This window comes from Paraburkholderia sp. BCC1876, from assembly GCF_902833695.1.
GTDB lineage: Bacteria > Pseudomonadota > Gammaproteobacteria > Burkholderiales > Burkholderiaceae > Paraburkholderia.
In genome coordinates this window covers 61,418-85,826 of the sequence record NZ_CADFGI010000013.1, presented here as the reverse complement: position 1 = coordinate 85,826, position 24,409 = coordinate 61,418, and the positions used below count along the sequence as shown (strand labels likewise).

Genomic DNA, 24,409 nt, shown 5'->3' with positions numbered 1-24,409 from the left:
GCTCCTTCAGGATTGAAAAATCGATGCCACCTTGTTCGCAGCGTATGGGGTGAACAGGACCGTTCCGGAGAGAAAGAAGGTTAAGGTCCGGTTCGCTGGTTCAATCGACTGCCCGTTAAAGAGCGCCCATATCACCCAGTATCCCAATCCGATAAAAAATGCCGACATGATGACTGCGCCGAGCAAGGCAATCAACCGAGACGTACTTGCGACTAGTGGTGGCAACTGACCGGCAGCAGGGGTGGGCGTACCATCCGGTAAATTAGCCTCCTCTGAAACCGCCTGTGCAAGGTTCCAGTCGTCCTTTCGAAGCCACTGCAGAACTCGGGCGATGCCGACCATCCAAACAATAGTTATTACCGCAATGACCAGATAAAAAAGCCATGAAGTCGTAAGCGCGGCATCCTTTCCGGACGAGGACACAACTGGGGCACTGGCCTGCGCGAAGCATGCAGAATAACTCCAGAAGAGAGCAACTGCGAGAGCAGGGTGAACGGATGAAAAAAGGGAGATACATCTCCATCCGTTTCGAGAACGATGAGCCACTTTGGCAGAACGATACATACTCATGACACCTCCCTCTGTTAAGTATTTAAGGCGTTCATCTTTTTATTTTTCAAGTCTTTTTTCAATTAGCACTACGATTCTTTTATACCGATTATCGAAAAAATCTCATATATGAGCGCCCCTTATGAGGACGGTTCGGAAGCGCATGGACGACAGCGTAAGTTTGCTTGGGGCCACACCCAGCGGGCTATAACCTAGGTACCTCGCATCTCTGGAACGTGAAGAGAAAACTTCACGCCTTTGGGCCGAGCCATAGCTCCAATTGATGCGGTTTTACTAAAGGGGAATCTTCATACCCACTAACATAACGGACCTGCACGATACCGTCAGTTATTTTCCTTACAGTGTCGGCCAGTTCACCCGCAACCTTCTCATCAACTTTTCGGAAGTACCTGACTTCGGTTTCGTTAGGCCCTTTTTCCAAGAGTTCCGGTGCTGGTACAACAATGTGTGATTCTCGAAAAACACCAGCTAGCCTTTCGTATAGCGGTCTTTGGGTATCAGAGCGGATTTGAATGTATACCCGAGGCGCGACTGTCTCTGCTCCATTCACAGCGATGGGCGCTGCCAAGGTCTTGCCCGCAGCGTCCGTATCCCCAGTACCAAGTTGAAGCCTTGCGCGGTCAAGGACTGATTGCAACCTCACATATTCGGCGCGCTCTCCCGCAATATCTGCTGTAAGTTGAATACTTGTAGACTGCAGAGTCCTCAACTGCGCCTCCGCAAGTCGGACCTTTCCTTCTAAAACGTAAAGGCCATAAATGCACAATGCAATGGCAACCCCTATCAGCACAAATCCAATCGCACTCAGGAACGCTGCCTGACGAGAAGATTTAGCCAGTGCTTCCGTCGAGAGAGCGGATGAACTATCCATGTCAACGCTCCTACACTCGGTCCGTCACGTATCGGAACGCCTGATTCCACATCATCAAGATTCTACTGATTGAGTAAGTAAGAGTTCCTGTGGAACCCAGAAGGCCTACAAGCGGTTTGATATCGACCTCCTTGCCCGGACGAAGCACCTCAACCGCTGCACATATGAGTAGCAACAGTACGGAACTCGCCGTCATAGACAGATATGTCATCCGTTCCCACCTGAACACGGATATTAGCGTCTGTACGACCTCGACCTTATGTCTCATCGAGTGTTCTTCAATATCCTTTTGATGTGTTCCGGCGCTCCGAACATTGTTATTCCCACCTTTTTCTGGTTCGGAATGTTCGTCGCTCATAGCCGCCCCCTTTCCGCAGTGCGATTCACCGCCATTTCCTGTCTAAGTTTCGGCAAGTATCTGAAGTGCTTAAGCAGCGTCAATACGACGGGTTACGACAGCGGCCACTTTTGCTTCAGTGCATCAACCGAGTCGATATAGTAGTTCCTGTCACACGGGCCAACACCAAGGACCGTATGTGGCAATTGGCCAACCTCACCGTCTGTGTACTGCCAAAGCGTCCAAGAATTCCAGCCCACCGGCACGGACGGCTTACCGGTCGGGGAAAGCATGTATTCTGCGAACCACAGTGGGCAGTTCGAGAGAACGGCGTCGGATTTTCCGACGAGCTGCGCGGATAGAAAATGATTGCTATACAGAAGTGGGTAACGTCCAACGGCGTCGTATATTGTCAAGACAAATCCGCGCGCCTGGTCGAGAGTCATCGTTGCACCAAGAGGATTCCCCTTCGAATCGACATTGGGTTCGAAATCAAGAGCAATCAGGTCATCCGTACCCTGTTGTCCAATTACTTCAAGAAAATTTTCAGCTTGTTGCTGACCGGTTCCTTCCCCTGTGCCAAAGTGGTATGAGCCCCAAAGCAAACCGCAGGCCTTCGCAGTATCGCGTCGTACGGCGTACGTGTTGTCCACCCCACTCAGACCGTACGAAGCCTTGCTAATCACTGCGATGACAGGTTCTTTTGTCGCAGCGCTAAAGTCCACGTGCCCCTCATAGTGGGAGATGTCAATAACAACGTTGGCGTACATGACAATCTCCTCCTATAGCACAACGTGAGAGGTTGCGCCGCCCGCGAGCAAGCAATAGTCCGGAAGGTAGTCGGTCTATTCAATTATTCAGAAAACCATCAGACCAGACTCGCGGCTTCAAGGTAAAACAACTAAAAAAATACAGCACCGACACCATACATAGGATTACGAAACACATACACCCGGCAATACTGCTGGCGCTGTCACTGTGGTGATACGTCGAGATGACCCTACTATGGATAGAGTATCCGCACTCGCTTTTCAAGTATTTTTTTCATCCCAAAGGGAGATGAGAAAAAATTTACCGATTTTTTGTCATTGCAGGCCCGCAGTTTCAACGGCATATGCCTTATGCATAATTGCGAGTCAAGAGCGAGTCGCGTCTCTTCTGTGCCATGCTCCCCTCGCTATGAACTGTCGACTTGTAGGCACGCGCAGCTGGATTCACCCGTTTGGCGCATCGCCTGCTGCCCGCCAAACCGTTTGGGCGTTATGCGCCACTAACAGGGACCTATTTGATGATTTGGTTGAAACCCGGTGCCAGCACCGCCATGCACACCTTTTGGGCAACGCGGCAACAGACCTTTAAGAGTTCCATCTGGGCCTTTGTCCGGCGTGAATATTATCAATGAGGCAGAACTACACCCTCAGATAATTACGATTACGCATAACGCTAACCTGCGGGTGGCTCGTGACGCGGAGCAGATTGTCTATCGAGAAATGGACCGCGACGATGCGATACACGGTCCGAGGCCTTCAATGCTTCGTTATCGACGATTCTCGAGCACCCCAAAACGCATTGATACCGAGGATATCGCACCGCATCACCTCATGCGAAACTGCGTTGCATAAGAAGCCAAAGCACGTTTGCCCGCTAGCGGCGACGTCCACCTTCAATCGACGCGCCTTTTCTATCTTGGTAAGTGGGCGTTTCGACTTAACCCAAACCGTACCGTCCCAAGTCATGGTTACGCTCCGGGTCCGTCGAATTCAGTTCCGGCAATCGTTCTTTCTGACAAAACGGCAATGCCAGCGACAACCTTGGAATCGGCAGGGAACGTATCGCCGAACGCCGACATGGCGATGCTTACGCCTTCCGCTCGAATTCCCAGAGAGCGGGCTGCGGTCGTAGTGCGCCGCGTGCATCCGGCGCGAAGACCTCAGGCATGCGGTCTCCCTTCTGCACTAGCACACCCGGGACATTGTGGCCGCGTGCCTTCCAGATACCGGTTTCGGGGCAAAGCTGTCCGGTACGTACAGACACAGGCCCGGTACTCAGCGCGGCCGGCCGAGAGTGCTGGCGTGCGTCGAACTCACGCGCGAAGTCCACCAAATCCTTCGGATACAGAAGATGGTCGCGAAACGAGGTGTCGTCGAGTTCGAGCAGATATGCTGCTGCGGCAGCCTCCATCGCCCAGTAGCCAACGTAGCTCCCACCAGTTTTAGACTGGTTCAGATGGCCATCTCGGTAGCCGGGAGCATCCTTCAAGGCCGGATACCAGTCGTCAAGATATGTCGAGATATCTGCAATGCTTTCGCCGTCTGTATCGCGATAGAAACTGTTGATGAGGGTGCGATACGGTTTATCCTGAAACCACTTATCCACATCGAATCTTCCGTCGATACCATAGGCGAGAAGGTCCTCGTACAAAGTATCCTGCGCGCAATACGACGGGTCCAACATCCCGGCTATTCTCGGCAACAAGTCTCGCCGATGGAGAAGGTGACACAAGCCGATTAATTGCATGGCCTGTTCATAATCTCCGATTTCGCCGAACATGAACGGGGGAGACGTCGAATCATCATCCGCAATTCGGCGCAACGCCGTGTACTCTTCATAGGCGCCCACAACATCTTCGAGTTCCGTCCGCATTGGCTGAATGTCTTCGCCGCTAGTGTATCGGAGCAGTAACCCCCTGAATCTGTCCGAGGCGCGCGACCAAGCTGCACCCGCCCGCCGCTCCGACTCAGTCCCATTGGCAGGAAGTGTTTGGCTCCAGTAATCGACCGATTCTCTGAGGAAGTCCTTCAACCAGCGAAAGTACTCTTCACTCAGAAAGCGCTGTCGTCGACTTGTCGAAAAATCATCCATACGTGCACTCACAAAGTTCTCTTGTTGACCGCCATCGCTTTCCGCTTGACCGCAACTGCAACTTCCTCGTCACGATAGTGGTGCGTTGCCGGGACGTCGTGGTCATGATGCCCGTGCTCGTCGCCCTGAATCAACGCAGTTTCGTGGGCAACCGCGCTGGGCAGGTAAAACGGGACATAGAGGATATGTCGTGCATATCCTGACGACTGAATCTCTCTCGAAAGTACATCGCCCACCGCGCTGGACAAATTCTGACGAATCCAGTCATCGCTCATCTGTACAATGACACCACCACCGCGACCATCTGGCGTTGTGTTGCCAACCCGGTCTGTCGGCGCAGGAGTCTGCTTGCCAGGAGGACGTTTTCCGCCAGACGGCTTGCCGGACCCGGCAGAAACGGCGGATGCTGTCTGCGCGGCTGGCGGCTCCAGCAACTCCTCCGCGTCGGGACGCACCACATCCTTTACACGAGACATGGCGGTTCCAAGCTTCGGCGTGATGTTCCGCTTGCCGTCCGGATTCTTTAACTGCCGGTCTACCTTGGATGACTTCGCCTCGACAATGGCATAGGGCTTGCCCTCGTTGGTCGCCGGTTTCGCGCGCCAGACTCCGTCGATGCCTTTGCCTCGAGGGCGCAGGTCAAAGAGCTTGTTCAGCTTGCCATGGTCATTCAACTTGCCTGGCGTCTCGGCGCCAGGTTCGCGCGACCACCGACCCATCAGGCCCTGGTCGTGTGTTTCCCAGCCGCTGCCCCAACCAAGTCTCTCATAGCAATAATAGTCGGCGATGTGCTCGCCGAGGATACCGGTGATTCCGTTTGTGATGTCAGCCACCGCGAGCTTTGCGTTCACGACACCCGGACTCGACGATGCAGACGGGCGGTTATGCCCCTCTTCGGCCTCGACCCCCACCTTGCCTGGCTTCTCCGTTTCCTTACGGCGCTCGAGCGTCGTCTCCGCCGACGAGTTCGGCTGTTTCTTCTTCCAGTGGAGGAGCTTGCGCTCGAGGAATTGCGTCAGCCAGTACGGCAGATTTGTCTCAACCCACACAAGCGCCTGCCTGAACGTGGCCTGCGCCGCGACCGGCATTTCCTTGAACAGCCACGATTTCTCAATGTGTTCACGCGCACCAGTCAGCACAGTCTTGAGGCCCGACGCGTCGAACAGCTTGTCGACCAGTTCCTCGGGGCTCGTGTGAACCCCTGCACGCTGCAGTACCAGACGCAGGATGTCGAAAAGGAGAGGGCCGTAGATGTCGGACCTGTGATTGACGAGACGGAAGGTACGCTTCACGCCGGCGCCGACTACCGGCACCCATCCGACAACGGCAAACACCAGGTCAATGCCTGCTTCGACCTTGACCATCTCGTCGGTGCTGTCCCGACTATTCCACACCGTCCAGACACTCTCGCTTGTGTCATACACGTTCTGTGCGACGTAGAAGAGCGGGAACGCATTCGAAGCCATCGACAGGCCAATCTGCTCAACCGCGTCCTCAATCGCCTGTTGGTCGTTATCGCTCATTGCAGGTCCGGACGGCCAGAGAAACGGTTAAAAAGACTCGCGAGATTGTCGTGAGTAATTTCGTCATGACCCGCTGCGTGGAGTTCCTTCAGAACGTCGTCCGGCGCAAGGTCCTTTGCCTCCGGAAGAGGTGCCCGGGTGAAGGGACGTGCGTCTTCACCGAAGAATGCTTTCACGGGGCCTGGCGGTACATCGTGCAGCACCGCATAGCCATTCGCATCGAGCTTGCCGGACATGACCCCGCCGTTTTCGAATATGACCTTGTATGGCGCATTCGGCACGGGCTTCAGCGAATCGTCGGCGAGATTCAGTTCAAGCTTATTGTGCAGGTCGCCCTTCGGCAGCACCGGCAGGTCGTAGTTACCCTGCGTTGGGCCATTAAACGAATGCTGGCTGCCCTTGACGTCAATTTTTCCGGGGGCGTGAATTTCGATGTTTCCGCCTGAGATGCGGATATAGGCGCCGCCCGAAGTCAGCAGGATGTCCTGCTTCGCAGCCATTTCGATTTTCTCGGTCGCGGACAATAGCTTGACCGTCTTCTGCGCCGTCAACTCGACATTGTCATCATGGGCCCGAATCTCGACCTTGCCCTTTGCCGCAAAGAGCTTCATCCCGGCATTCTGTACAAAGAGACTGATGCTCTGCGCGACGCTCGCGATAAGCGACTTGCCGGTCGCAATATGGGCACTCTGGCCGCTTACGATATTCAATTGCTCGTCAGCGGCGACGTGGGCGGTTTGCTGCGTCGACAGCGCAATGCCGGACGGGCTGGCGAATAGCATGATAGGTTGCTTGAACGCATTCGCATTGCCGGTGCCGCCACCTGCTGTCCGGCCGCCCGAGGTCGAGCCTGAGACACTGTCTTGCGTGGACTCGGAAAATGCTTTCAGCGCATCGTGCCCATCCTTCAGGCTCGCAGCCTGATGCGTGGCACTGGCGTCCGACAACGCGTCGAGCACGCTGTCCGCGTTGGCGAGCTGTTGTTGCGCCTGCCGCACTCCGAGCTGCTGAACCGCGCCTCCCGTGGCGGGGTGTGTCGAGACATACAGCCCCTTCCCAGCCCTGATGGCACCGTAGGCATCGGACTTCAGGTCGAAGCCACTGCCGAGATAGTTGCCTCGGGTGTTGCCCGTCTGCTCGATGAGATAGCCCAGATGCAGATACGCGTTAGCGCTGGACGAATATAGACGGACGCGATTCTGACCGGTCGCATCGTCCATTACCATCTCGTTATAGCCACTGCCCTGGTATTCTTTCGACCGGTAGCCTGAGAGCAGTCCATTCGAATGCCATTGCGGCCTGGTGGTACCGTTGTACACGCGCCCCGTCACAATCGGGCGGTCGCAATCGCCCCCGACCCAGTCAATGATGACCTCTTCGCCAATGCGCGGAGTATGAACAGCACCGTATCCGCCGCCGGTGTCTGAATAGGCCGCCCGCACCCAGCACGATGCTTTCTCGTCACCATCGTTCAGCCGGTCCCAGTGCATTCGCACCTTGATGCGATTCAGCGCGTCGGTGTAGACCTCCTCATTTGCCGGCCCGACCACGGTCGCAGTCTGCAGGTACATGGCGGGTTTGTGGTGCTCGAGCGGACTGTGATACGGCACGGCGCGACGCTGGGCTTCGATTTCGACCAGAAAGAATCCTTCGCTGCCGTCGGCATGAGGCACGATGTGCATGTCGCCTGTCGCGGCGTGCGCGGCGCGCTTTGCCCCAAGCTCATTCTTCAGGCTATGCGGAAAATCCGGCGCGCGGCTGGACACCGGTAGATTGTTCTCGATGAACCAGGCCGTCTCGATAGTTGCGAACTGCGCTCCTGCTCGCTACCCCTGTCGTGCTCCGGATGGTCGACGAGTTCGAACCAGCGGCCGGCATCCATCCGCCGCACCGCACCGACGCCGTAGAAGCGCTTCGCCCGCGACTCCCATTCTTCCATGCGGACTTTGGAGAGCTGGTCGCCACGCTCCTGCTCGCCATATGTGTATGCGCCGGTGTATTCATACACCTCCGCCTGCTGGGGCAGGTTGCCCTGAGTGTCTAGCGTAGGAACACTCGTACCCTTTGGATTGCCAGTAGTCGGCGGTGACTTGTAATCGAACGTGCGGGTTGTCAGCGTCGTGCTCTGCAGCGTGCGCGTGCCGCTCCACTGCACCAACGCGTCAGCCTCGCTGCCTGTGCCGGCACGATAGAACGACACGGTCTGCGGCGATAACGCCGGCAGCGAAGCCACGCCGTCCGTAATGACAAGGGTATGCGACTTGCCATCCGTCGCCTGTTCGAAATAGCCGTATAACCCCTCGGCCTCCGTCAGACGATGAGCGAAATTCCAGTCATCTTCGTACTGGACACAAAAGGAGCGCGAAGCAAGCTGCGTTTGCAGGTCAAAGCGAAAAGCGCCTTGCGCCTGGGGATGCATATTGAATACATCGGTCAAGATTTCATCGACCGGTTTATCCTGCCAGATTCGCGCATCTTTACGAAAACGCAGGAAATGCATCCATGACGCAAATACGATTTGATAGCAGGTCAGGCCGCTCTCTGAGCCGAGACGGCGTGCAGTATGGACATATCCGTGATGCGGTAAATAAGATGCATCATTCTGCTGGACCCATAAGGTGACGGGCTGCGCAATCAGCTTCTTGAGTTCAATACCAGCGGATGTTGAAACGACATCCACAGTGAACTCGTATTGGCGACCGAGCCGCGAGCGAGCCACAACACGCTGTGGCAGCAAGACATTGTTGCCCAGTGGGGTCTCCAGCTTCAAAAGCCGGTTCTGCTGAACCAGCCCGCCGGATATTGCCGTGATTATGTCCTGCGCGCCCATACCGCCTCATCTTATGGATTTACAGCGCAGACGCGCTCCGCGCGATTTTACAAAACATCAGATGAAATTCACAGCATCAAAATGTTAAACATCATGGCGGGCGACATTCGTTATCCGGAGAGACTGCCAGTCACGAATTTAACGACACCTTCCATCATTTTTCTGTCACAAATAAATCCTGAGATTGACGGTGCCATATAAAATCAAGCCTGAAATTCAGGAGCCTTCGTTTTAATGCAATATGAATAGAAAAAAGTCGACACGGCGCGCATCCGGAAGAACGACTGCGAACAAAGCCGTGCTGCTGCCACCAACGGTCAAATCCGCTCGGGCGCAGTCATTAAGGCATCATCTCGCGCTTGCAGCGTTGAAGGTCGGAGCCGGAAACGGTCACCTGCTGACCGACCTTGTCCGCGTGGTCTACGTCACCTAGTACCTTCAGGAGGCAGGTTTCGGCGCGACCGACCTAAGGCATTATCAGGAAGCAGAACGGACATTGGCGTCCTGCGGAGCACGCGCAGTCAGGGAGAACATCTGGCAGGTTGACCAGACCGACACCCCGACACTCGAGCGAGTGCTCGCGCTGCATGACTGGCAACTGGAGCACGCGCCCATCAGCGCGATGCTCAACGTACAGAAGCGGCTCACGCGCTTCGCACAAAGCAACAAGGCGTCACCCTGGCAGCACATCGATGGATAAGAGCCGGTGACCGCCGGGGCTATACGCCGCAACGCTTGCGGCAACGGAGACACGTCGATACGAACCTAATATGCATAGAGGCAGCGAGCGCGCGACCTCTTCCGGCACCATCTCACTCGCTCAACGCGTTATTCGCCAGATAGCCAGGCCGTATCGGCTATCGACAGGCGACGCCGTGAGCATTGGCACCAGCATCGGCATAGCGTTCGAGGTGAACGGCGAGTCCTTCGAGCAATTGATGAAGCGAGCCGACGGGGCGTTGTACGACACAAAGGAAGCGGGCAAGGGTACATATTGTGTTGACGCCGCCACGATATCGACCGACATGCCGAAGTTGGACTGAGCACGTCTCGCATTCACAAAGAGCTTTCCGTAGCAATGATTCGCAGAGTTGCGAAAATACCTGCTGTCCCAAGCTCACGGCACCCGCAACTTTGAGGCGCCCTGACTGTGTGCTGTCGGGCAGCCGATGTGGTGCAAAGTCAGGCTTGTGGGTTTGGCTACCGAGTTCACCTTGACTTCCCTTGCAGAAGCACTACTACTTGCTTGTGCTGCCATCTGTATTCCATATGCCTTCCGCCCGAAGTCGAAGAGCAAGTCCATCTGTGCCTGTCCGGGCCGCGCAGTACATCCGTATGTCGACGGACCATCAGGAATACTCCCCCGTTTTCCAGAGACAGGCTATCGCGGCCTATGCAGTTGCCCACCATATCCGCATTGTCAGTGTGTACGAAGACGCTGGCATAAGTGGCTTGACCTTGCGAGAACGTCCGGCGCTCGTACAGTTGCTATTGGACGTTGATAACCCGAAGCGCAAGTTCACCACGGTGCTTGTATACGACGTCAGCCGCTGGGGCCGTTTCCAAGACGTCGACGAGGCCGCATTCTACGAATATGCATGCCGGCGTGCGGGAGTCAATGTCGTATACGTCGCCGAACCTTTTGAGAACGATGGAAGTCCAGCGACGTCCGTGTTAAAAGCGTTGAAGCGGGCGATGGCCGCAGAGTTCAGTCGCGAAATGTCCCGCAAGGTTTTCCTGGGGCACTGCCTCAATGTCGAACGCGGCTTCCATACAGGTGGCCCACCCGGCTACGGATTACGCCGCATCCTTCTCGACTCAGACCGCAACGTCCGGCACCCCCTCGACAGGTACGAGTACAAAAGTGTTCAGACTGACCGCGTCATCATCGCCCCGGCGGCCGGTGGCGAAGCGGCGGTGGTTCGGAAAATTTACGAGTGGTACGCGACGCAGCCAGTAACAGCGGTCGCCATAGCAAGGCGTCTGAATGATTTCGGGATTTGCAACGGTTTCGGGCGACCGTGGCAAGCTCAAAACATTCTGAACATCCTCCGCAACGAAATGTACATCGGCACCAATGTGTACAGTCGCACCACTTCCAAGTTGACCAGCCCGTGGGAACGAGTTCCGGAACAGCAGTGGATTCGTGTCCCTGGAGCATTTGAACCTGTCGTCGACAAACGCGTCTTCACCGACGTTCAGCAGAAAATGGAACGAGCCCGGCGTAGACCCACGAGGGATGAGATTACCGACGGTCTGCACAAAGTCATCAAACGAGCCGGCAAGCTCAGTCAGGCAACACTAAGGCATTACCTTAACGCTCCGTCCATCGAGCAGGTAATGAAGGAGTTTGGAAGCCTGAACGAGGCCTACAAGGCCATAGGGTACGCACCGAATCTTGACCCAGCCCGCTCAGAAAACCGCTGTGTCGAACGCCGCATGGAGAAGCGGGTCGTCGATGTAACCATCGATGTTTTGCAAAGTCTGGGCCACGAGGTGCGATACGAAAAGCACACAGATACCATGTGTGTCGACGGCTCGCTGAGATTGAAGCTTGTTGTTCGTAGCCCGTGGCTTATCGGTGGCCACGTGCCTTACTGGGTTGCACGGTGGCCGGACTGTTTCCCTGTCGATTTTCTTGTATATGGTCGTGTAGAGCGTGCGAGCACCGACTTGCTCGACTTCCATATCTTCCCGCGCGGAAGCCTCGTTCCAGGTGCATACACGGTAATCCACCGGCACGGCCAGGCACATTTCAAAGCGTATCAGCATCTGGACCTGACACACCTGCTTGACATCGCTGAGAGCGTCCCTCTGGAAACATTGGTAAGCACGGCACCTTGTGTGAGAGTCTCCTGATGCGCTCGCGTCGACCAGGCATCAGTTCCTCTGGATTTGAGCCAAACCTGCACCGGCAAGATGGCGAATCACAACCAACAGAGCTCCAACCTGAATGTCGTCACGCGGGTGGAAAAGCCACACCAGAGGAAAAGGCCAAAGACGTTCTCAAGCTGGAGCGTGCGCGCCAGCGGACGGCCATCAGACGTATGCAGGCGACACACGGCGAGACGGCTCTGACGACCAAGGTCTTGCTGGAGCTGCTTTCGGACCAAGCTTTCGTGGCACTGTTACGCGCCGAGGGGTTCACCTCGATACCGAAGCTCCTTCGTCAACGGCTCGTGGAGCAACGCTGATGACGCAAGCTCGACCAGCGAGATTCATACGTCGTTCAAACGCGGCTCGGGCCGGATGCGAAAGACCGCCAGAAATTTGTGCGGAAGCGTTCGCGCTGTTCGTCGGGCAAACGCTTCCCAAACGGACAGTCGCAGCGCTTGCGAGGATGACGCCGGCGCGTCAGGTTACAACCGCCCGGACTATGGTCGCAGTGGACAATCTCAGCGGAGATTTCGCTCGGGCGCTCCTGGCTGCGACGCCATCAAGTGAGAGGGGCGATGATGCACGGGGACGCCAGTCTCACCCTGATTTCGCAGGCCGACTGGCCAGGATGGAACGCGGGCTCGTTGAGATGCAAATCGAAGCGGCAAAGCTGCGCTCGCATTACGACGATGACCTTTTCCATCTGGCGCTTGCGGCCAGTTACGTGCGGGGCTGGATGCGGAACGAGGCGGTTGCATCCTGGCTCTGCTCGCACCATCCGGACTTCGCCATCGTGCTCGACCGCCTGGCGAAGGCGGCAGACTTTGCAATTGAGCCTGGGCGTCCGATGCGGCTTCCTTACTCGCCGGCTGCTAGCCCCGCAATATCACGCAAAGGAAAATCAGCTAGACGCCCACCGACAGGCATCCAGACTCGTTAAAACCACCGCGTACCAGCAAGGTAGGTCAAACAGTGCTGGTATATTGTCCGCGCTGTTTCCGAACGGAAGTCCAACCTCAAATTCTCACAAAACAGCGTGGCAACCATCTGCCGCGAAAAGGCAGGCAATGGTGCCGTCTCCAACTGTCGGGCCAGTTCCAGAGCGCGACTCGACAGCATGACTCGCTGCATAACATCAGCGCCGCCACCGTTGGTGTTTAACCACAAGGCTGTGGACTCCACGACGTGGTCCGGCGAAAGCCAGTCGCCCGTCAGTTGTTTCGCGAGCAGGTGTGACGAAACAAGATAGGCTAGTAGTTCAGCTCGCGCACGTAGGTCGAGGTTAAGTGGATTGTTCACTCTTTAACACAATCGGTATTCGAGTTCTGGGCTGTCCCCATGACCTGCCAGCCATTTGACACCTTCAACGGCTGTAGCGCCAAGGTCTATTCCGTGTCTTCAGCATCGGAACGTTGCGATTCCGGATGCACAATCATGAACTCCTTCGAGTTCCTACCGTGGAGCCAGTGGGGGCGCGGCCCTCGACCAGTCCATGTCTGGCCCGTCTCCGGGTTCAGGTATCTCGGCGGCGCAGGCGACCTACCACGCTTTCGTCCGACGAGCTCGCTTGGCTTGATGCCGTACTCTCGCATCTGCGCACGAATCGCTGCTATCACGCTACTTCGTTCGACGCACCGGACGCGTTCAATTTCCTTATCGAGTTCGGCCAGTTGCTTTACAAGTTCTGTATAAGTGTTCTTTTCCATCGGTTACTGGATTCAGCGGTAGCTCAGTTTTGCATCGTCCGGGATGCTTCTTCGAAGGCGACGGTCGCGGCCGCGTGGAGCCGATGCACTGCGTCGCGCACCGCGTGAAGCTTGTCTCTGACGTCAATAGCACCGGCAGCGTCAACCATGTCGACACATGCGGACATCGCCCACGAACAACCTTCATCAATTACTCGGCATGCTTCATAGCGTTCAGTGCCCGACCGACCATCCCCTCTTTTCATTGGCTAGCTCCGATTGTAGAGTAACGTTGGCTCTCCGGCATCCGCATCAAAGACCTTTGCTGTGCCGTAAGACTGGTCAATCGCTCCTGAAGACGAGCGTCTCCGTGAGAGACAACGCGGCCCAACCGACATTACATTCGATAGCTTAAGAAATTCTTATGCAGAGGCGACCGTAGGCGCCGGATGGGTCCCGAGTGAATTGGACCAACATAGTTCCTTACGGCGATGCCTGCACCGACGCGAATGGGATACGAAGCTATCTCGGCGTCGCCGAACGGCGGTGGGTTTGCTGCTACGAGGCCGGTGCTCAAGGGCAATGATTCACGTACGGACAGCGAACGAACCGGTTGCGCTTATTTCGTGCATGACGCGGTTACGGCCGGCGCCTTTGGCAGAATAGAGCTGCTCGTCCGCAGCAAGAAGCAGCTCGTGGGGGCCCCCGCCGAGAGCCGGCAGTCGCGTCGCGCTGCCGACACTGACCGTGACAGCTGGTTGACCTTCTAACAGTGCGAAATGGGTCATGCCTTCGACGCTTTTGCGCATCCGCTCGCCGGTAGCGATAGCGCCCGCTGCGTCAGTGTCAGGGAGCAGTACGGCAAACTCCTCGCCGCCGTATCGCACAACAATCGCGTCTTGCCGCAGCATTTTAAGGATTGGACTGCGAAGTTTGACCGCCATACTGTCTTTCCCCTTTGCGGACCCTGGACTATCTGGCTTCGCACTGCCGAGGTGACTCACGACCAGATTGCCCGATACTCGATGAACTCACGGGAAACCGTCCAAAGTACTGGTGATTTTCACTCCGCACGGGGGTACAGGTCAGCAGTGGCCGAACGCGGGAGCAGCCTGTCGACGCGGGCGGTTGGCTAAGCGAGGGATTGTCCGCAGCACTTGTCGACGCGCTTGAGGTGACCGAACTGTATCCGCCGTTTGCCCGCTCCGACCACTTCGAGCGCTTGCCCACGCTGTAAGGGCAGGCGAATTGCTCCAGCGAAAGAAGATGTCTTTCCGCACTCATGCGGTGCCGCCTTCGCAGGGGAAGGCGGCTGAGTCAGTCACGATGTCCGCTGGTACCAGTGTCGCGATGAGTTGACCACCTTGACTACGACCAGCATGACCGGCACTTCGATGAGTACACCGACCACAGTCGCCAACGCGGCGCCAGATTTCAGACCGAACAGGCTAATTGCGGTCGCAACCGCCAGCTCGAAAAAATTGGACGCGCCAATCAGGCACGATGGCGCAGCGACGTCATGCGAAACCCCGAGTTGACGATTCGCCAGATAGGCGAGCGACGAATTGACAATCACTTGAATCAGGATTGGCACGGCCAACAGCAGAATGACCAGAGGTTGCGCGATGATTTGCTCGCCCTGGAAAGCGAACAGAAGCACCAGCGTCAGCAGCAATGCTGAGATGGAAAAGGGACCAATTTTCGCCAGTGCTCGCTGGAAATGCTGCTCGCCCTTGCGCAGGAGAATCTTGCGAAGAACCTGCGCGATGATGACTGGGATGACGATGTACAACACTACGGACGTCAGCAGCGTATCCCACGGCACCGTGATGTTCGAGATGCCGAGCAGCAGTCCGACAACAGGGGCAAACGCGAACACCATTATCAGGTCGTTCAGCGCGACCTGCGACAGCGTGAAATACGGGTCGCCCCTTGTCAGTTGGCTCCAGACGAAGACCATCGCTGTGCAGGGCGCCGCCGCGAGCAGGATGAGGCCGGCGACGTAGCTGTCCAACTGGTCTGCGGGCAACAGCGACGCAAACGCGTGCCGCACGAAGACCCATGCCAGAAATGCCATAGTGAATGGCTTGACCGCCCAGTTGATAACGAGCGTCACACCGATGCCTTTCACCTGGTTGCGAACCTTCCCCAGCGAGGCGAAGTCGATGCGCAGTAGCATCGGAATAATCATGACCCAAATCAGAATCCCGACCGGGATGTTGACGTGGGCGACTTCAAGCGTCGAAACGGTATGCACGGTGCCGGGCAACAACTTGCCCAGGACAATGCCAACCACAATGCACAGCGCAACCCACACAGACAGATAGCGCTCGAAGAATCCGATACCGCTGGGTGCCGGCCGCGCTGCCTTTGCAGCGGTTTGACTGCCTGCCATCGTTACTCTCCTTTTTCGCGCAGCAACGTACCGATGCTCTGCATTTCCTGCTGGATTGCGATGCGGTCCAGCTTTTCGAACGGCAGATTCGTGAAGAGCTCAATGCGCTTCCTCATCTGAACATATGCCTGCAAGAATGCCTTGCGCTTGTCGTCGTCCGAGCCTTCGGCCGTCGATGGGTCAGCTACGCCCCAGTGTGCTTTGGCAGGGTGACCGGGCCAAATTGGGCATACCTCACCGGCTGCGTTGTCGCAGACAGTAAAAATGAAATCGATTTGAGGTGCGCCGTCTTCAGCGAATTCGTCCCAGCTCTTGCTGCGCAGCCCTTCGGTCGAAATACCCTGCGAACGCAGCAGGTCAAGCGCAAAAGGATTCGGAGCCGTCCCCGGATGGCTACCGGCGCTATAGCCCACGAAGCGGTCGCTCGCGAGTTCATTCAGTGCGGCTTCCGCCAGAATGGAGCGCGCGGAATTGTGGGTACAGAGGAATAAGACGTTGTACTTTCGGTGTTCTGTCACAGACTTCTCCTGACGACGTCTGGTCGCGGTGGAATTATTAACTCGACATCTCCAATATAATGGAACTGTTGTGACGTAGCAAGCGCGGGCGCATGTGCGTTCGTCACAAGCAGCCGTTACATTCGTGGGCTGCAGTTCCGCCCGGCGCCGGCGGCGTCGCGTTAGAATCAGCACATAACCTTGAAGACAGAGCCTTATGAAGGAAAAAGACGCCATTAAAGCTTTGGCGGCGTTGGCACAGCCGACGCGCCTGGCTATTTTTCGCCTGCTGGTCACCGCCGGGCCTGAGGGTCTCAACGTCGGAGTCATCCAGGAGCACCTGGACCTGGCTAGCGCGACGCTCTCCTTCCATCTCAAGGAGCTGACGCATGCTGGCCTGGTAACGTCTCGCCAGGAAGGGCGCTTCGTGTACTACGGGCCCGAAATCGAGCACATGAACGACCTGGTTGGATTTCTGACCGAGAACTGCTGCCAAGGAGTGGACTCGCCTGCATGCAAGCCCGCCAGGAAAGTGAAATGCAAGCCCGTGACCGCATGAACAGGCGCTTAATGCCGTAAGTCGCGCAGGAACACACTTCCGTCCTCCGCATCATCCAACAGCAAACGGCCGCCTCGTAACCTTGGGCGGCCGTTTGCTTATGTCGCCGCGAATCAGCAGCAGCCGACTTTTTTCTCAATCGCAGCTGGAATCGAGGTAACCGGGGCACAGCAGGCCCCGCCCGATTCAGGAGCGGCCGACTCCCGGCTGTCCGCTCCGAACATCGGGATGCCGCCGAGCGTGTGATACGTCTCCCAGGGCACACCGGCCGGGTCCTGCGTCCAGCATTTGTTCGAACTTGCGTAGCAGCACTGCGCGCCGGGCTGGTCCTGCACCGCAACGCTGCCGGCGACGACCTGCTCGCGAAGAGCCGCTAGCTCTTCGTCGGTATCGACCTGAAAGCCGAGGTGGTTGACGCCGGCTTCACCGCCGCGCGCCGAAATGGCGAAGTTCATGCGGGGGTCTTCCAGCATCCATTTCGCGTAATCGTCCTTGAGCACGGTGGGCTGTGCGCCGAACATGCTGCTGTAGAAACGCACGCTTTCGTCGAGTTTCGGGACAACAACGTGCACGTGGAATCGCTTCATTTATGCCTCCGTTTCGTTGGTCGCACAGCCGCATTGTTCTGCCTGCTCTGCTGCGCAGCAGTTTTCCATCAGAAAATCCATGAGCGTCTTCATGTGGTCATAGCTAGCGCAGTAGATGATGAACCGGCCCTGACTCTTGCCTTCGATGAGCTCTGCGTGCGCGAGCTCTTTCAGGTGGAATGACAGCGTCGGCGCAGGCAGCCCCAGCTTTTCAGCGATGGCGCCAGGGCTCATACCCGAGCGCCCGGCTGTCACCAGAAGACGGAACACCGCGAGACGCGTCTCGTGCGCGAGCGCTGCGAGCGCCTTGACCGCTAACTTCGAATCCAGGGTTGCCATCACTGTCCTTTATTGGTTACTCGTCTGCGCTTCCTTGCGGGAATGGTCTGCGATTGCCTGCGAGGCCAGGTCAGTCGCCAGGTCGAGCGGCCTTTCTTCCTTCAGGCGCTCGCTGTAGCGGTCGACGAGATAGTCTGCACGACCGCGAAGCAGCAGCGTGAATTTGACGAGTTCTTCCATGACGTCGACCAGCCGGTCGTAGTAGGACGAAGGTTTCATCCGGCCGTCGTCTTCGAATTCTTCAAAGGCCTTGGCAACAGACGACTGGTTGGGGATGGTGAACATCCGCATCCACCTTCCGAGCTGACGAAGCTGGTTCACCGAGTTGAACGACTGCGAACCACCGCTGACCTGCATGACAGCAAGCGTGCGACCCTGCGTTGGACGGATGCCGCCGCTGACAAGTGGCAAGTGGTCAATCTGCGTCTTTATCAGACCGGTGATGGTGCCGTGCCGCTCCGGGCTGCACCAGACGTGCCCCTCGGACCACAGCGACAGTTCGAGCAGCTCCTTCACCTTCGGATGATTCTTCACGTCGACGTCGTCTGCGTGCGGCAGACCGCGCGGGTCGAAAATCCGCGTTTCCGCACCGAACGTCTGCAACAGGCGAGCGGCTTCCTCGACGAGCAACCGCGAATACGACCGCTCACGCAGCGAACCGTAGAGCAGCAGAATCCTTACCGGCGGCTGCCCCGCCATTCCAAGGCGTGCTGCGATATCGGTGTCGAAAAAGTCTGTATTGGCGGCCGGGAAGCCCTGGTCGCGACTGATTGCATGAACGGTCATCTCGTTACCCTACTATTTTATATTTCCAATTATATGGAGGTGAGTGGTCGATTCAAGGCGCTTTGCAGCACCTGCGGAACACGACTGTCATCACTTCGTTACTTGCATTCTACGACATTTCCGGTATTCTGGAAATGTGAAAGTCTGGAGGCCGCTATGGGCAGCGAAGACCGAGTTTCGACTGAATCACTCCTGCCAGTGTCGGGAGGGTGGCAATGCCGCTCCGCGCGGGGATTCCTCATGCTGATGGCCCACGGGCGAACTTCTGGGTCAGCGACGCAATCTGCCGGAGGGCGCGCCTCAACGAAGTCAGGCTGTGCGTCCCTCCCGGCAGACGTAGCGAGGGCGTTTCAGATGGAGACCGGGTACGCGACCTCTGCGATTGCGCTGACAGATGTGGTTGACGAGAAGCTCGAGCTTGCACGTTTCCTGGCTGCAGACGGCTCGTCGGCTGCTGTCCTTGTCATGGATTCGGAAACCGTGAGTCGTGTCTGGCCGGCATGTGACTGGAAGACGCCGTTGCTGCGAGTCCGCAATCATCTCGCCGACGAGGGTTCGAAGTTTTTTGTCGCATTAAGCACGCGCCCTGAGGCAGGTGGCGTCATCGGGGCGTTGACAAGCCTGCGGGAGCTGCTGGTTGCGAGACGCGTTCAGCGATATTGCAATCGGGAGGGAATTGGCTTTCTCGGTTCCGTACAGGTCGCACCTCAAACCACCGTCACACGCCGCATGGACCAGCTTCACGAGCGGGTCGCCGCTGTCATCGCGCACAGACTCGCTTCGAAAACCTTCTTCTGCTGCGACGCCTTTCGCATCGGTGGCAGCAGCGTCAACAAAACGAGCCAGATGAGGGGCTGAAAAATTGAGCACGATGTCGAGTCGCGACCAGAACGCCACCGAGAAGACCGCACCAGCAGACAGTCACGACAGTCTCGTGACGTGGGCCCTGGCACTCGCGCAGCTCGTCTCATGGGGCTCCGTCTACTATTCTTTTTCGCTGTTGGTCGTGCCAATGGAACAGACCATGGGCTGGAGCAGGACGGCGACGAACGCCGCCCTGTCTGTCGGGCTGCTCGTCTCGGGGTTTGCCGCCTATCCGATTGGCCGCTGGATAGACCACGGACTCGGGCGCCGCATCATGGCTGGCGGTTCAGTCATCGCCGCAGCCATGCTGCTGCTTTGGTCCGGCGCACAGTCGCTGACGGTGCTCTTTGTTGCATGGATTGGCCTCGGCATCTCCACGGCGGCCACGTTCTACGACCCCGTCTTCGCCGTCGTCACGCATCGTTATCCACGAAGCTTCCGAACCAAAATCACGCTCATCACACTGGTCGCCGGATTCGCCAGCACCGTCTTCATACCGCTGACCCAGTTGCTGGTTGGCTCGGTCGGGTGGCGCACATCGCTTGTTGTGCTTGCGGCGCTGAACCTGATTATCTGCCTGCCTATCCATGTGCTGGCAATCCGCTCCTCACGCACTGACCAGGGCTCGCGGCCAACCAGCGGTGCCGTAAAGCTGGCGAACGATGCAGCCACGCGGCGCGCGCTCCGCTCGCCGACCTTTTGGGCGCTCGCGGTGTGCTTCACAGCCTACTACGCGACATTCGCCGCACTCACATTCCATCTGGTGCCGCTCATGGTCGAGCGCGGTGTGTCGAACGCCGTGCTGGTTACAACCATGGCGCTCATCGGCCCGGCTCAGGTCGCTGCTCGTGCGGTGTGGTTCACGTTCGGCCGGACGGCCCACGTCAGCACCGTAGGCACCATTGTCGTGACGCTGTTTCCGCTGTCGACCATCGTCCTCATATGCGCAGGCCACTCCGCCGCGCTACTCTGGCTGTTCGCACTTTGCTACGGCGCCGCGAATGGCATGATGACAATCTTGCGAGGAACCATCGTACAAGAGCTGATGTGGACGGAAGGATATGGCGCCGTAAGCGGCATGCTTTCGTTTCCCTCGAATGTCGCCAAGGGAATAGCGCCTATAGCCGCTGCGAGCATCTGGAGTTTCACGCACGGCTACGTCGCTGTTGAATGGACGGTGTTTTTCGTCTCGATACTGTCCGCAATAGCCTTCTTTGTCGCTGTCTGAGCCGGTCGGCGCGCAATAGCGAGCGCTTGAGACTGCACTATTTCTGCGACTGCATAAACTATGAAAATTCGTGCCGCTTTTAGCAAAGACCTCGACGTCATTAGAACTTTGCTCACAAATAACCAATTGGTGGCTTCTGAAGTCCACGCGTCCCTGCTCGACAACTTTCTGGTTGCTGAAAGTGAGGACGGCGCGCTGGTCGGTAGCATCGGGTTAGAGCCATTCGGCCAAGATGCGCTGCTGCGGTCGCTAGTGGTCGCGCGCAGCGCTCGCGACATGGGTCTCGCAGGCAGTTTGGTTTCACGGATGGAACTGCATGCACGCGCAAGCGGCGTTTCCAACCTATGGTTGCTAACCACAACAGCTGGAGAGTTCTTCCGGAAGAAAGGATACGATGTTGTAGCCCGAGAAAGCGCTCCGGTTATGCTCCAGACAAGCTCACAGTTCGCAGACCTCTGTCCGGCAACTGCCGTCTGCATGCTCAAATGGCTGTGAATCATACCGACAGCAAGAAATGACGCTAACCACAAGACCAGACCATTTCTTGTATTTCGCCTACGGCTCAAACATGTGCGTTGCGCGTCTTACCGCGCCCGGAAGAGCTCCATCTGCAGCGGTTATCTGTTCAGCATACGCGACAGGTCGGCGATTGACTTTCGACAAGGCAAGTAAAGACGGGTCAGCCAAATGCGATTGTAAATACACGGGGAACGCGACCGACCGGGTGTATGGCGTCGTATTCGAGATTCATGCCAGTGATAAAGCTGCGCTCGACCGCGCCGAAGGGAAAGGTTATGGATATGATGCGTTAGATATTGAGGTCACCGCGCCAACGGGGCCAGCGGTCGTGCTGACGTACATCGCGACGAACAAGACGGCTGGGCTACGCCCCTATGACTGGTACAAGCGACATGTCCTAAATGGCGCATCGGCAGCGAACTTACCCGGCGATTACATTAGCATGATTGCCGCCGTTGAATCTGTTCCAGACCCCGACGATGCTCGAAGTGCTCGGGAAGACGCGATTCGATGTTGAACGTCCGGGCAGGAGTGGCGTGTTGCCGGAAGCACTCAGCGCTAGTAATCGCCACTTATCTGGAACGTGCTGCCGCGCTTGGCTACGAATTGGTCTTGATAATTTAGGTTGTTCGTTTTGCGTCAAAATACGCGCGTGACTCTTGAGTTCGGAGAAGTGACATGCCAAGAGATTTCGATGCCACCAGCGCGGAAGGCCGGATGTTATCCATCGAGGAAATCGCGGATATTCTGAATGTCTCTCGCCCGTTTGCCGTCACGCTTGCGGACGCCGGAAAACTGGGCGTAGTGGAGAGAGGGGAGGATGGGCAACGGCGAATACCGGCTGCAGCGGTAAAAACGTATCACAGCGAGCGAAGGGCTAAAGCTCGCGCTGCGCTGGATGAGCTTGGTGCAATTTCTCAAGGAGCCGGGCTCTACGGCTCCGACGTTAAGAAGGTTTGAAAGTAAATGAGTCCGGCGTGCCGGGATACGTGCCGGATAGCGTCGCTACATGCGGCATGCTCGATAGCGCCCTACCGGCGCCTCGTACCGTGTTCGGATTACCCTCCCTTAAGGGCATATCCCTCCAACGAGTTGGAGAACTTTTTGCGACCAGCATCATTTGATGACGCGACTCCGCCAATCAAAGTCAACGCCCATGTTGCGAAGGCACGATGGGACGTCTTACCGATGACTACCGCAGACGCCACATAACTCATTGATTTTGTGGAATTGGCCGTATCAACCTCGATACCCGGTTTTACACGGCCAGTTGGGGCTAAACCAGCATCTCCTCAGCGGGGAGGTAGTCCCTCTAGCTCTGCGTCGTAAAGACCCATCCGCCGAGTCGCTTCCATCATCCTATCTAATCCCACCCGTTGCTGAACTTTGGTCCGCTCTTTGTATGCTAGCAAGTTCGCCATTGAGAACCACCGACGGCCATCTCGCGTGCGCTGAGTTGCCACCAACTCGCCCGTCCGGACCAGGCCGTCGAAGCGAGCCGGGGAGACATTCAATACAAGCGCCGCTTCGTCGCTAGGTAAGCATGCATAGTTGGGTGCGACTCGGCCCCGCGCACGCTTTATGTTGCGCACCTTCATGTGATTTCCCGTTCGCCGACTTTGCTGAGTCTCGCGTCATTGCATTGGCGTGGCCAGCATGTACCACATCAATCTACGCCGCAAATCGATGCTCATAGAATGGCCGTTCAGCGTGTATGCGTATTTTCATTCGCATGCCGCCAATACTTTCCGTATAACAGCAACAATGTCATCAGACTTGTCTACGCGCACCGGATTCAGGTCATAGCGAGGAGCGTCGGCGGTCACTACTCCCGTGTGTGCCAGACCCTTGGCAACAATCACGTCAAATCTGGCCTCCCTCAGCTCGCCAGGTTTCCCTGCAGTATTTCGAGAAACGAAGACCGTCGCCAACTTGGCTTGACAATATGGACCGTCTGGGCTCAAATTCCCTCCTGCCTCGAGGGCCTCGGCCACTCGACGCCACAGTCTTTCTCGTGGGTCCGCTTCAACATAGCCCGTGCAGACAACGGGCAACTCAATATCGCGAAGAAACGCCCCTTTACACACCATCACGGTTGTCAGGCAAAACTCCGATGCCCAGCCTTTCGCATGCGTCAGTAATTCTCGATAGCTGCAGTCGATTGCCAGCGCCTGCAATGGTGTGATGCCACCGAGCGCGCTATTTTCTGACGTTAGAAAGTCAAGCCGGGAGGCCGGTGGAGCAGGCCACAAAACGCGGCATACGTACGCCAAACGTCGCGCGTTGTGCCTGGGGTCGACGAGCAAACGTGGGTAATACGCACTCCCATCGATTTCAATCGAAAATACACTGCCGCTCTTGTTCAGGCGTGCAAGGCGAGTGGGTGTAACTCCGCGCAGTCGACGAAATTCGTCTTCGGGCACAAGTTCGCCGTCGCGCATCATTTGTCGACGCGCTCGCATTGCATCTCGCAGCATTTTTCCTGGCAAACGCGGTGTCGCCTTACGCATGATGATGAGCGCTATATCTCGCGGCTAAGATTGGAATCTGCGCAGAGTCGCTGCCGTGGGGCGGGCGCTCAGCATGGCCACTCGAGCCAGCGGCCACCTTTCGCAATTAACTCAATTTCACCCCGGTCTGGGTAATGCCTAAGCACGGCTATGGCCTTGTCACGTAGGGTCTCCAGTTGTGTCGGCGACTCGGCAAGCGAAAGCTCAACAATCAAATCGCGAGCACGCAACAGTGCGCGAGTTCTTTCCTCCGCCGTGGTCAATTCGCTCTCCTCGGATACTTCGGCCACACAGTTCTCCCTCGCGGCGCGAAGGACCAAACGCCAAATCGGGACCACAACTATCGACGGAACACCACTCAGTCGTCGCCGGCCAGCTTATCAACCGCTAGTGCTTGCCGCCAATCGGGCACTAGGTCTGGTGTGACGTCTTTCCAACCCTTTATTTCCCAAATCCTTACCACGCGAGACCACACGTATTCACTATCTCTGTCATGGCCTGCGCGTCCGACGAGCCGGTACGTGCTTCCTGTCGCTGTGGACCCAGTGCGGGTGACCGGGTCAAACACGC

At 56.9% G+C, this 24,409-nt stretch carries 22 protein-coding genes and 2 pseudogenes; 9 read left to right on the top strand and 15 right to left on the bottom strand.

What is annotated here, in order from left to right:
• Positions 1–6 precede the first annotated feature (6 nt).
• The 6 genes and pseudogenes from HWY05_RS32800 to HWY05_RS32775 all read right to left on the bottom strand — a co-directional run bounded on the left by HWY05_RS32800 (position 7) and on the right by HWY05_RS32775 (position 8,993).
• Positions 7–570 (bottom strand): hypothetical protein, encoded by a 564-nt coding sequence (locus HWY05_RS32800; protein WP_176060955.1) that lies wholly within the window; start codon positions 568–570, stop codon positions 7–9.
• Positions 571–799: 229 nt separating this feature from the next.
• The gene (locus tag HWY05_RS32795) at positions 800–1,441 is read right to left on the bottom strand and encodes a hypothetical protein (RefSeq protein ID WP_176060954.1); all 642 of its coding nucleotides are present in this window, start codon (positions 1,439–1,441) and stop codon (positions 800–802) included.
• A 450-nt stretch (positions 1,442–1,891) separates the two neighbouring features.
• Entirely contained in the window at positions 1,892–2,548 is a 657-nt protein-coding gene (locus HWY05_RS32790) for a glycoside hydrolase family 25 protein (RefSeq protein ID WP_176060953.1), read from the bottom strand.
• A gap of 1,087 nt (positions 2,549–3,635) precedes the next feature.
• Positions 3,636–4,640: a PoNe immunity protein domain-containing protein gene (locus HWY05_RS32785; protein ID WP_176060952.1), complete on the bottom strand. Its 1,005-nt coding sequence runs from the start codon at positions 4,638–4,640 to the stop codon at positions 3,636–3,638.
• Between the two features lie 8 nt (positions 4,641–4,648).
• Positions 4,649–6,163 carry a hypothetical protein gene (locus tag HWY05_RS32780; RefSeq protein ID WP_176060951.1) on the bottom strand — a complete coding sequence of 505 codons (1,515 nt, stop codon included), beginning with the start codon at positions 6,161–6,163 and terminating at the stop codon, positions 4,649–4,651.
• Positions 6,160–8,993, bottom strand: a pseudogene (locus tag HWY05_RS32775) (type VI secretion system tip protein VgrG). The gene HWY05_RS32780 and the pseudogene HWY05_RS32775 overlap by 4 nt, the downstream one beginning before the upstream one ends.
• 770 nt (positions 8,994–9,763) lie before the next feature.
• On the opposite strand from HWY05_RS32775, the gene HWY05_RS32770 reads away from it, so the two are divergent.
• The gene (locus HWY05_RS32770; RefSeq protein WP_176060950.1) at positions 9,764–10,036 is read left to right on the top strand and encodes a diguanylate cyclase; all 273 of its coding nucleotides are present in this window, start codon (positions 9,764–9,766) and stop codon (positions 10,034–10,036) included.
• A gap of 226 nt (positions 10,037–10,262) precedes the next feature.
• Complete coding sequence (locus HWY05_RS32765) at positions 10,263–11,852, top strand: recombinase family protein (protein WP_279614193.1); 1,590 nt, start codon at positions 10,263–10,265, stop codon at positions 11,850–11,852.
• Between the two features lie 1,403 nt (positions 11,853–13,255).
• Here the strand turns inward: HWY05_RS32765 and HWY05_RS32760 are convergent.
• Together HWY05_RS32760 and HWY05_RS32755 are read right to left on the bottom strand one after the other, a co-directional pair.
• Positions 13,256–13,576: an H-NS histone family protein gene (locus tag HWY05_RS32760; RefSeq protein WP_176060948.1), complete on the bottom strand. Its 321-nt coding sequence runs from the start codon at positions 13,574–13,576 to the stop codon at positions 13,256–13,258.
• A 566-nt stretch (positions 13,577–14,142) separates the two neighbouring features.
• Positions 14,143–14,499: a GGDEF domain-containing protein gene (locus HWY05_RS32755; protein ID WP_176060947.1), complete on the bottom strand. Its 357-nt coding sequence runs from the start codon at positions 14,497–14,499 to the stop codon at positions 14,143–14,145.
• Between the two features lie 185 nt (positions 14,500–14,684).
• Here HWY05_RS32755 and HWY05_RS32750 point away from each other — a divergent pair.
• Positions 14,685–14,792: pseudogene (locus tag HWY05_RS32750) on the top strand (acylphosphatase); the annotation flags it as partial.
• Between the two features lie 84 nt (positions 14,793–14,876).
• On the opposite strand, the gene arsB reads toward HWY05_RS32750, so the two are convergent.
• Together arsB and HWY05_RS32740 are read right to left on the bottom strand one after the other, a co-directional pair.
• Positions 14,877–15,950, bottom strand: coding sequence for an ACR3 family arsenite efflux transporter (gene arsB, locus HWY05_RS32745; protein ID WP_176060946.1), 1,074 nt, complete (start codon positions 15,948–15,950; stop codon positions 14,877–14,879).
• Between the two features lie 2 nt (positions 15,951–15,952).
• Positions 15,953–16,468, bottom strand: a complete 516-nt coding sequence (locus HWY05_RS32740) for an arsenate reductase ArsC (RefSeq protein ID WP_176060945.1) — start codon at positions 16,466–16,468, stop codon at positions 15,953–15,955.
• Between the two features lie 196 nt (positions 16,469–16,664).
• Between HWY05_RS32740 and HWY05_RS32735 the strand changes: the two genes are divergently transcribed.
• Positions 16,665–17,006, top strand: coding sequence for a metalloregulator ArsR/SmtB family transcription factor (locus tag HWY05_RS32735; RefSeq protein WP_176060944.1), 342 nt, complete (start codon positions 16,665–16,667; stop codon positions 17,004–17,006).
• A 113-nt stretch (positions 17,007–17,119) separates the two neighbouring features.
• On the opposite strand, the gene HWY05_RS32730 is transcribed toward HWY05_RS32735, so the two are convergent.
• Genes HWY05_RS32730 through arsH form a run of 3 tightly spaced genes read right to left on the bottom strand, consistent with a single transcriptional unit; the run spans position 17,120 to position 18,718 of the window.
• Positions 17,120–17,593 carry an ArsI/CadI family heavy metal resistance metalloenzyme gene (locus HWY05_RS32730; RefSeq protein WP_176060943.1) on the bottom strand — a complete coding sequence of 158 codons (474 nt, stop codon included), beginning with the start codon at positions 17,591–17,593 and terminating at the stop codon, positions 17,120–17,122.
• Positions 17,594–17,932: a metalloregulator ArsR/SmtB family transcription factor gene (locus HWY05_RS32725; protein ID WP_176060942.1), complete on the bottom strand. Its 339-nt coding sequence runs from the start codon at positions 17,930–17,932 to the stop codon at positions 17,594–17,596.
• A gap of 9 nt (positions 17,933–17,941) precedes the next feature.
• Positions 17,942–18,718, bottom strand: a complete 777-nt coding sequence (arsH, locus tag HWY05_RS32720) for an arsenical resistance protein ArsH (RefSeq protein WP_176060941.1) — start codon at positions 18,716–18,718, stop codon at positions 17,942–17,944.
• 354 nt (positions 18,719–19,072) lie between these two features.
• Here arsH and HWY05_RS32715 point away from each other — a divergent pair, with 354 nt between their 5' ends.
• From HWY05_RS32715 to HWY05_RS32695, 5 genes are all read left to right on the top strand, one after another.
• Positions 19,073–19,576 (top strand): hypothetical protein, encoded by a 504-nt coding sequence (locus HWY05_RS32715; protein ID WP_176060940.1) that lies wholly within the window; start codon positions 19,073–19,075, stop codon positions 19,574–19,576.
• 13 nt (positions 19,577–19,589) lie between these two features.
• Positions 19,590–20,810, top strand: coding sequence for an MFS transporter (locus HWY05_RS32710; protein WP_176060939.1), 1,221 nt, complete (start codon positions 19,590–19,592; stop codon positions 20,808–20,810).
• A 60-nt stretch (positions 20,811–20,870) separates the two neighbouring features.
• Entirely contained in the window at positions 20,871–21,305 is a 435-nt protein-coding gene (arsN2, locus tag HWY05_RS32705; protein ID WP_176060938.1) for an arsenic resistance N-acetyltransferase ArsN2, read from the top strand.
• Between the two features lie 19 nt (positions 21,306–21,324).
• A complete protein-coding gene (locus tag HWY05_RS32700; RefSeq protein ID WP_176060937.1) occupies positions 21,325–21,846 on the top strand; it encodes a gamma-glutamylcyclotransferase family protein in 522 nt (173 codons plus the stop codon).
• A gap of 161 nt (positions 21,847–22,007) precedes the next feature.
• The gene (locus tag HWY05_RS32695) at positions 22,008–22,289 is read left to right on the top strand and encodes a helix-turn-helix domain-containing protein (protein ID WP_176060936.1); all 282 of its coding nucleotides are present in this window, start codon (positions 22,008–22,010) and stop codon (positions 22,287–22,289) included.
• Between the two features lie 764 nt (positions 22,290–23,053).
• On the opposite strand, the gene HWY05_RS32690 is transcribed toward HWY05_RS32695, so the two are convergent.
• Positions 23,054–23,839: a hypothetical protein gene (locus HWY05_RS32690; protein ID WP_176060935.1), complete on the bottom strand. Its 786-nt coding sequence runs from the start codon at positions 23,837–23,839 to the stop codon at positions 23,054–23,056.
• A gap of 68 nt (positions 23,840–23,907) precedes the next feature.
• Entirely contained in the window at positions 23,908–24,129 is a 222-nt protein-coding gene (locus HWY05_RS32685) for a BPSL0761 family protein (protein ID WP_176060934.1), read from the bottom strand.
• Between the last annotated feature and the right edge of the window lie 280 nt (positions 24,130–24,409).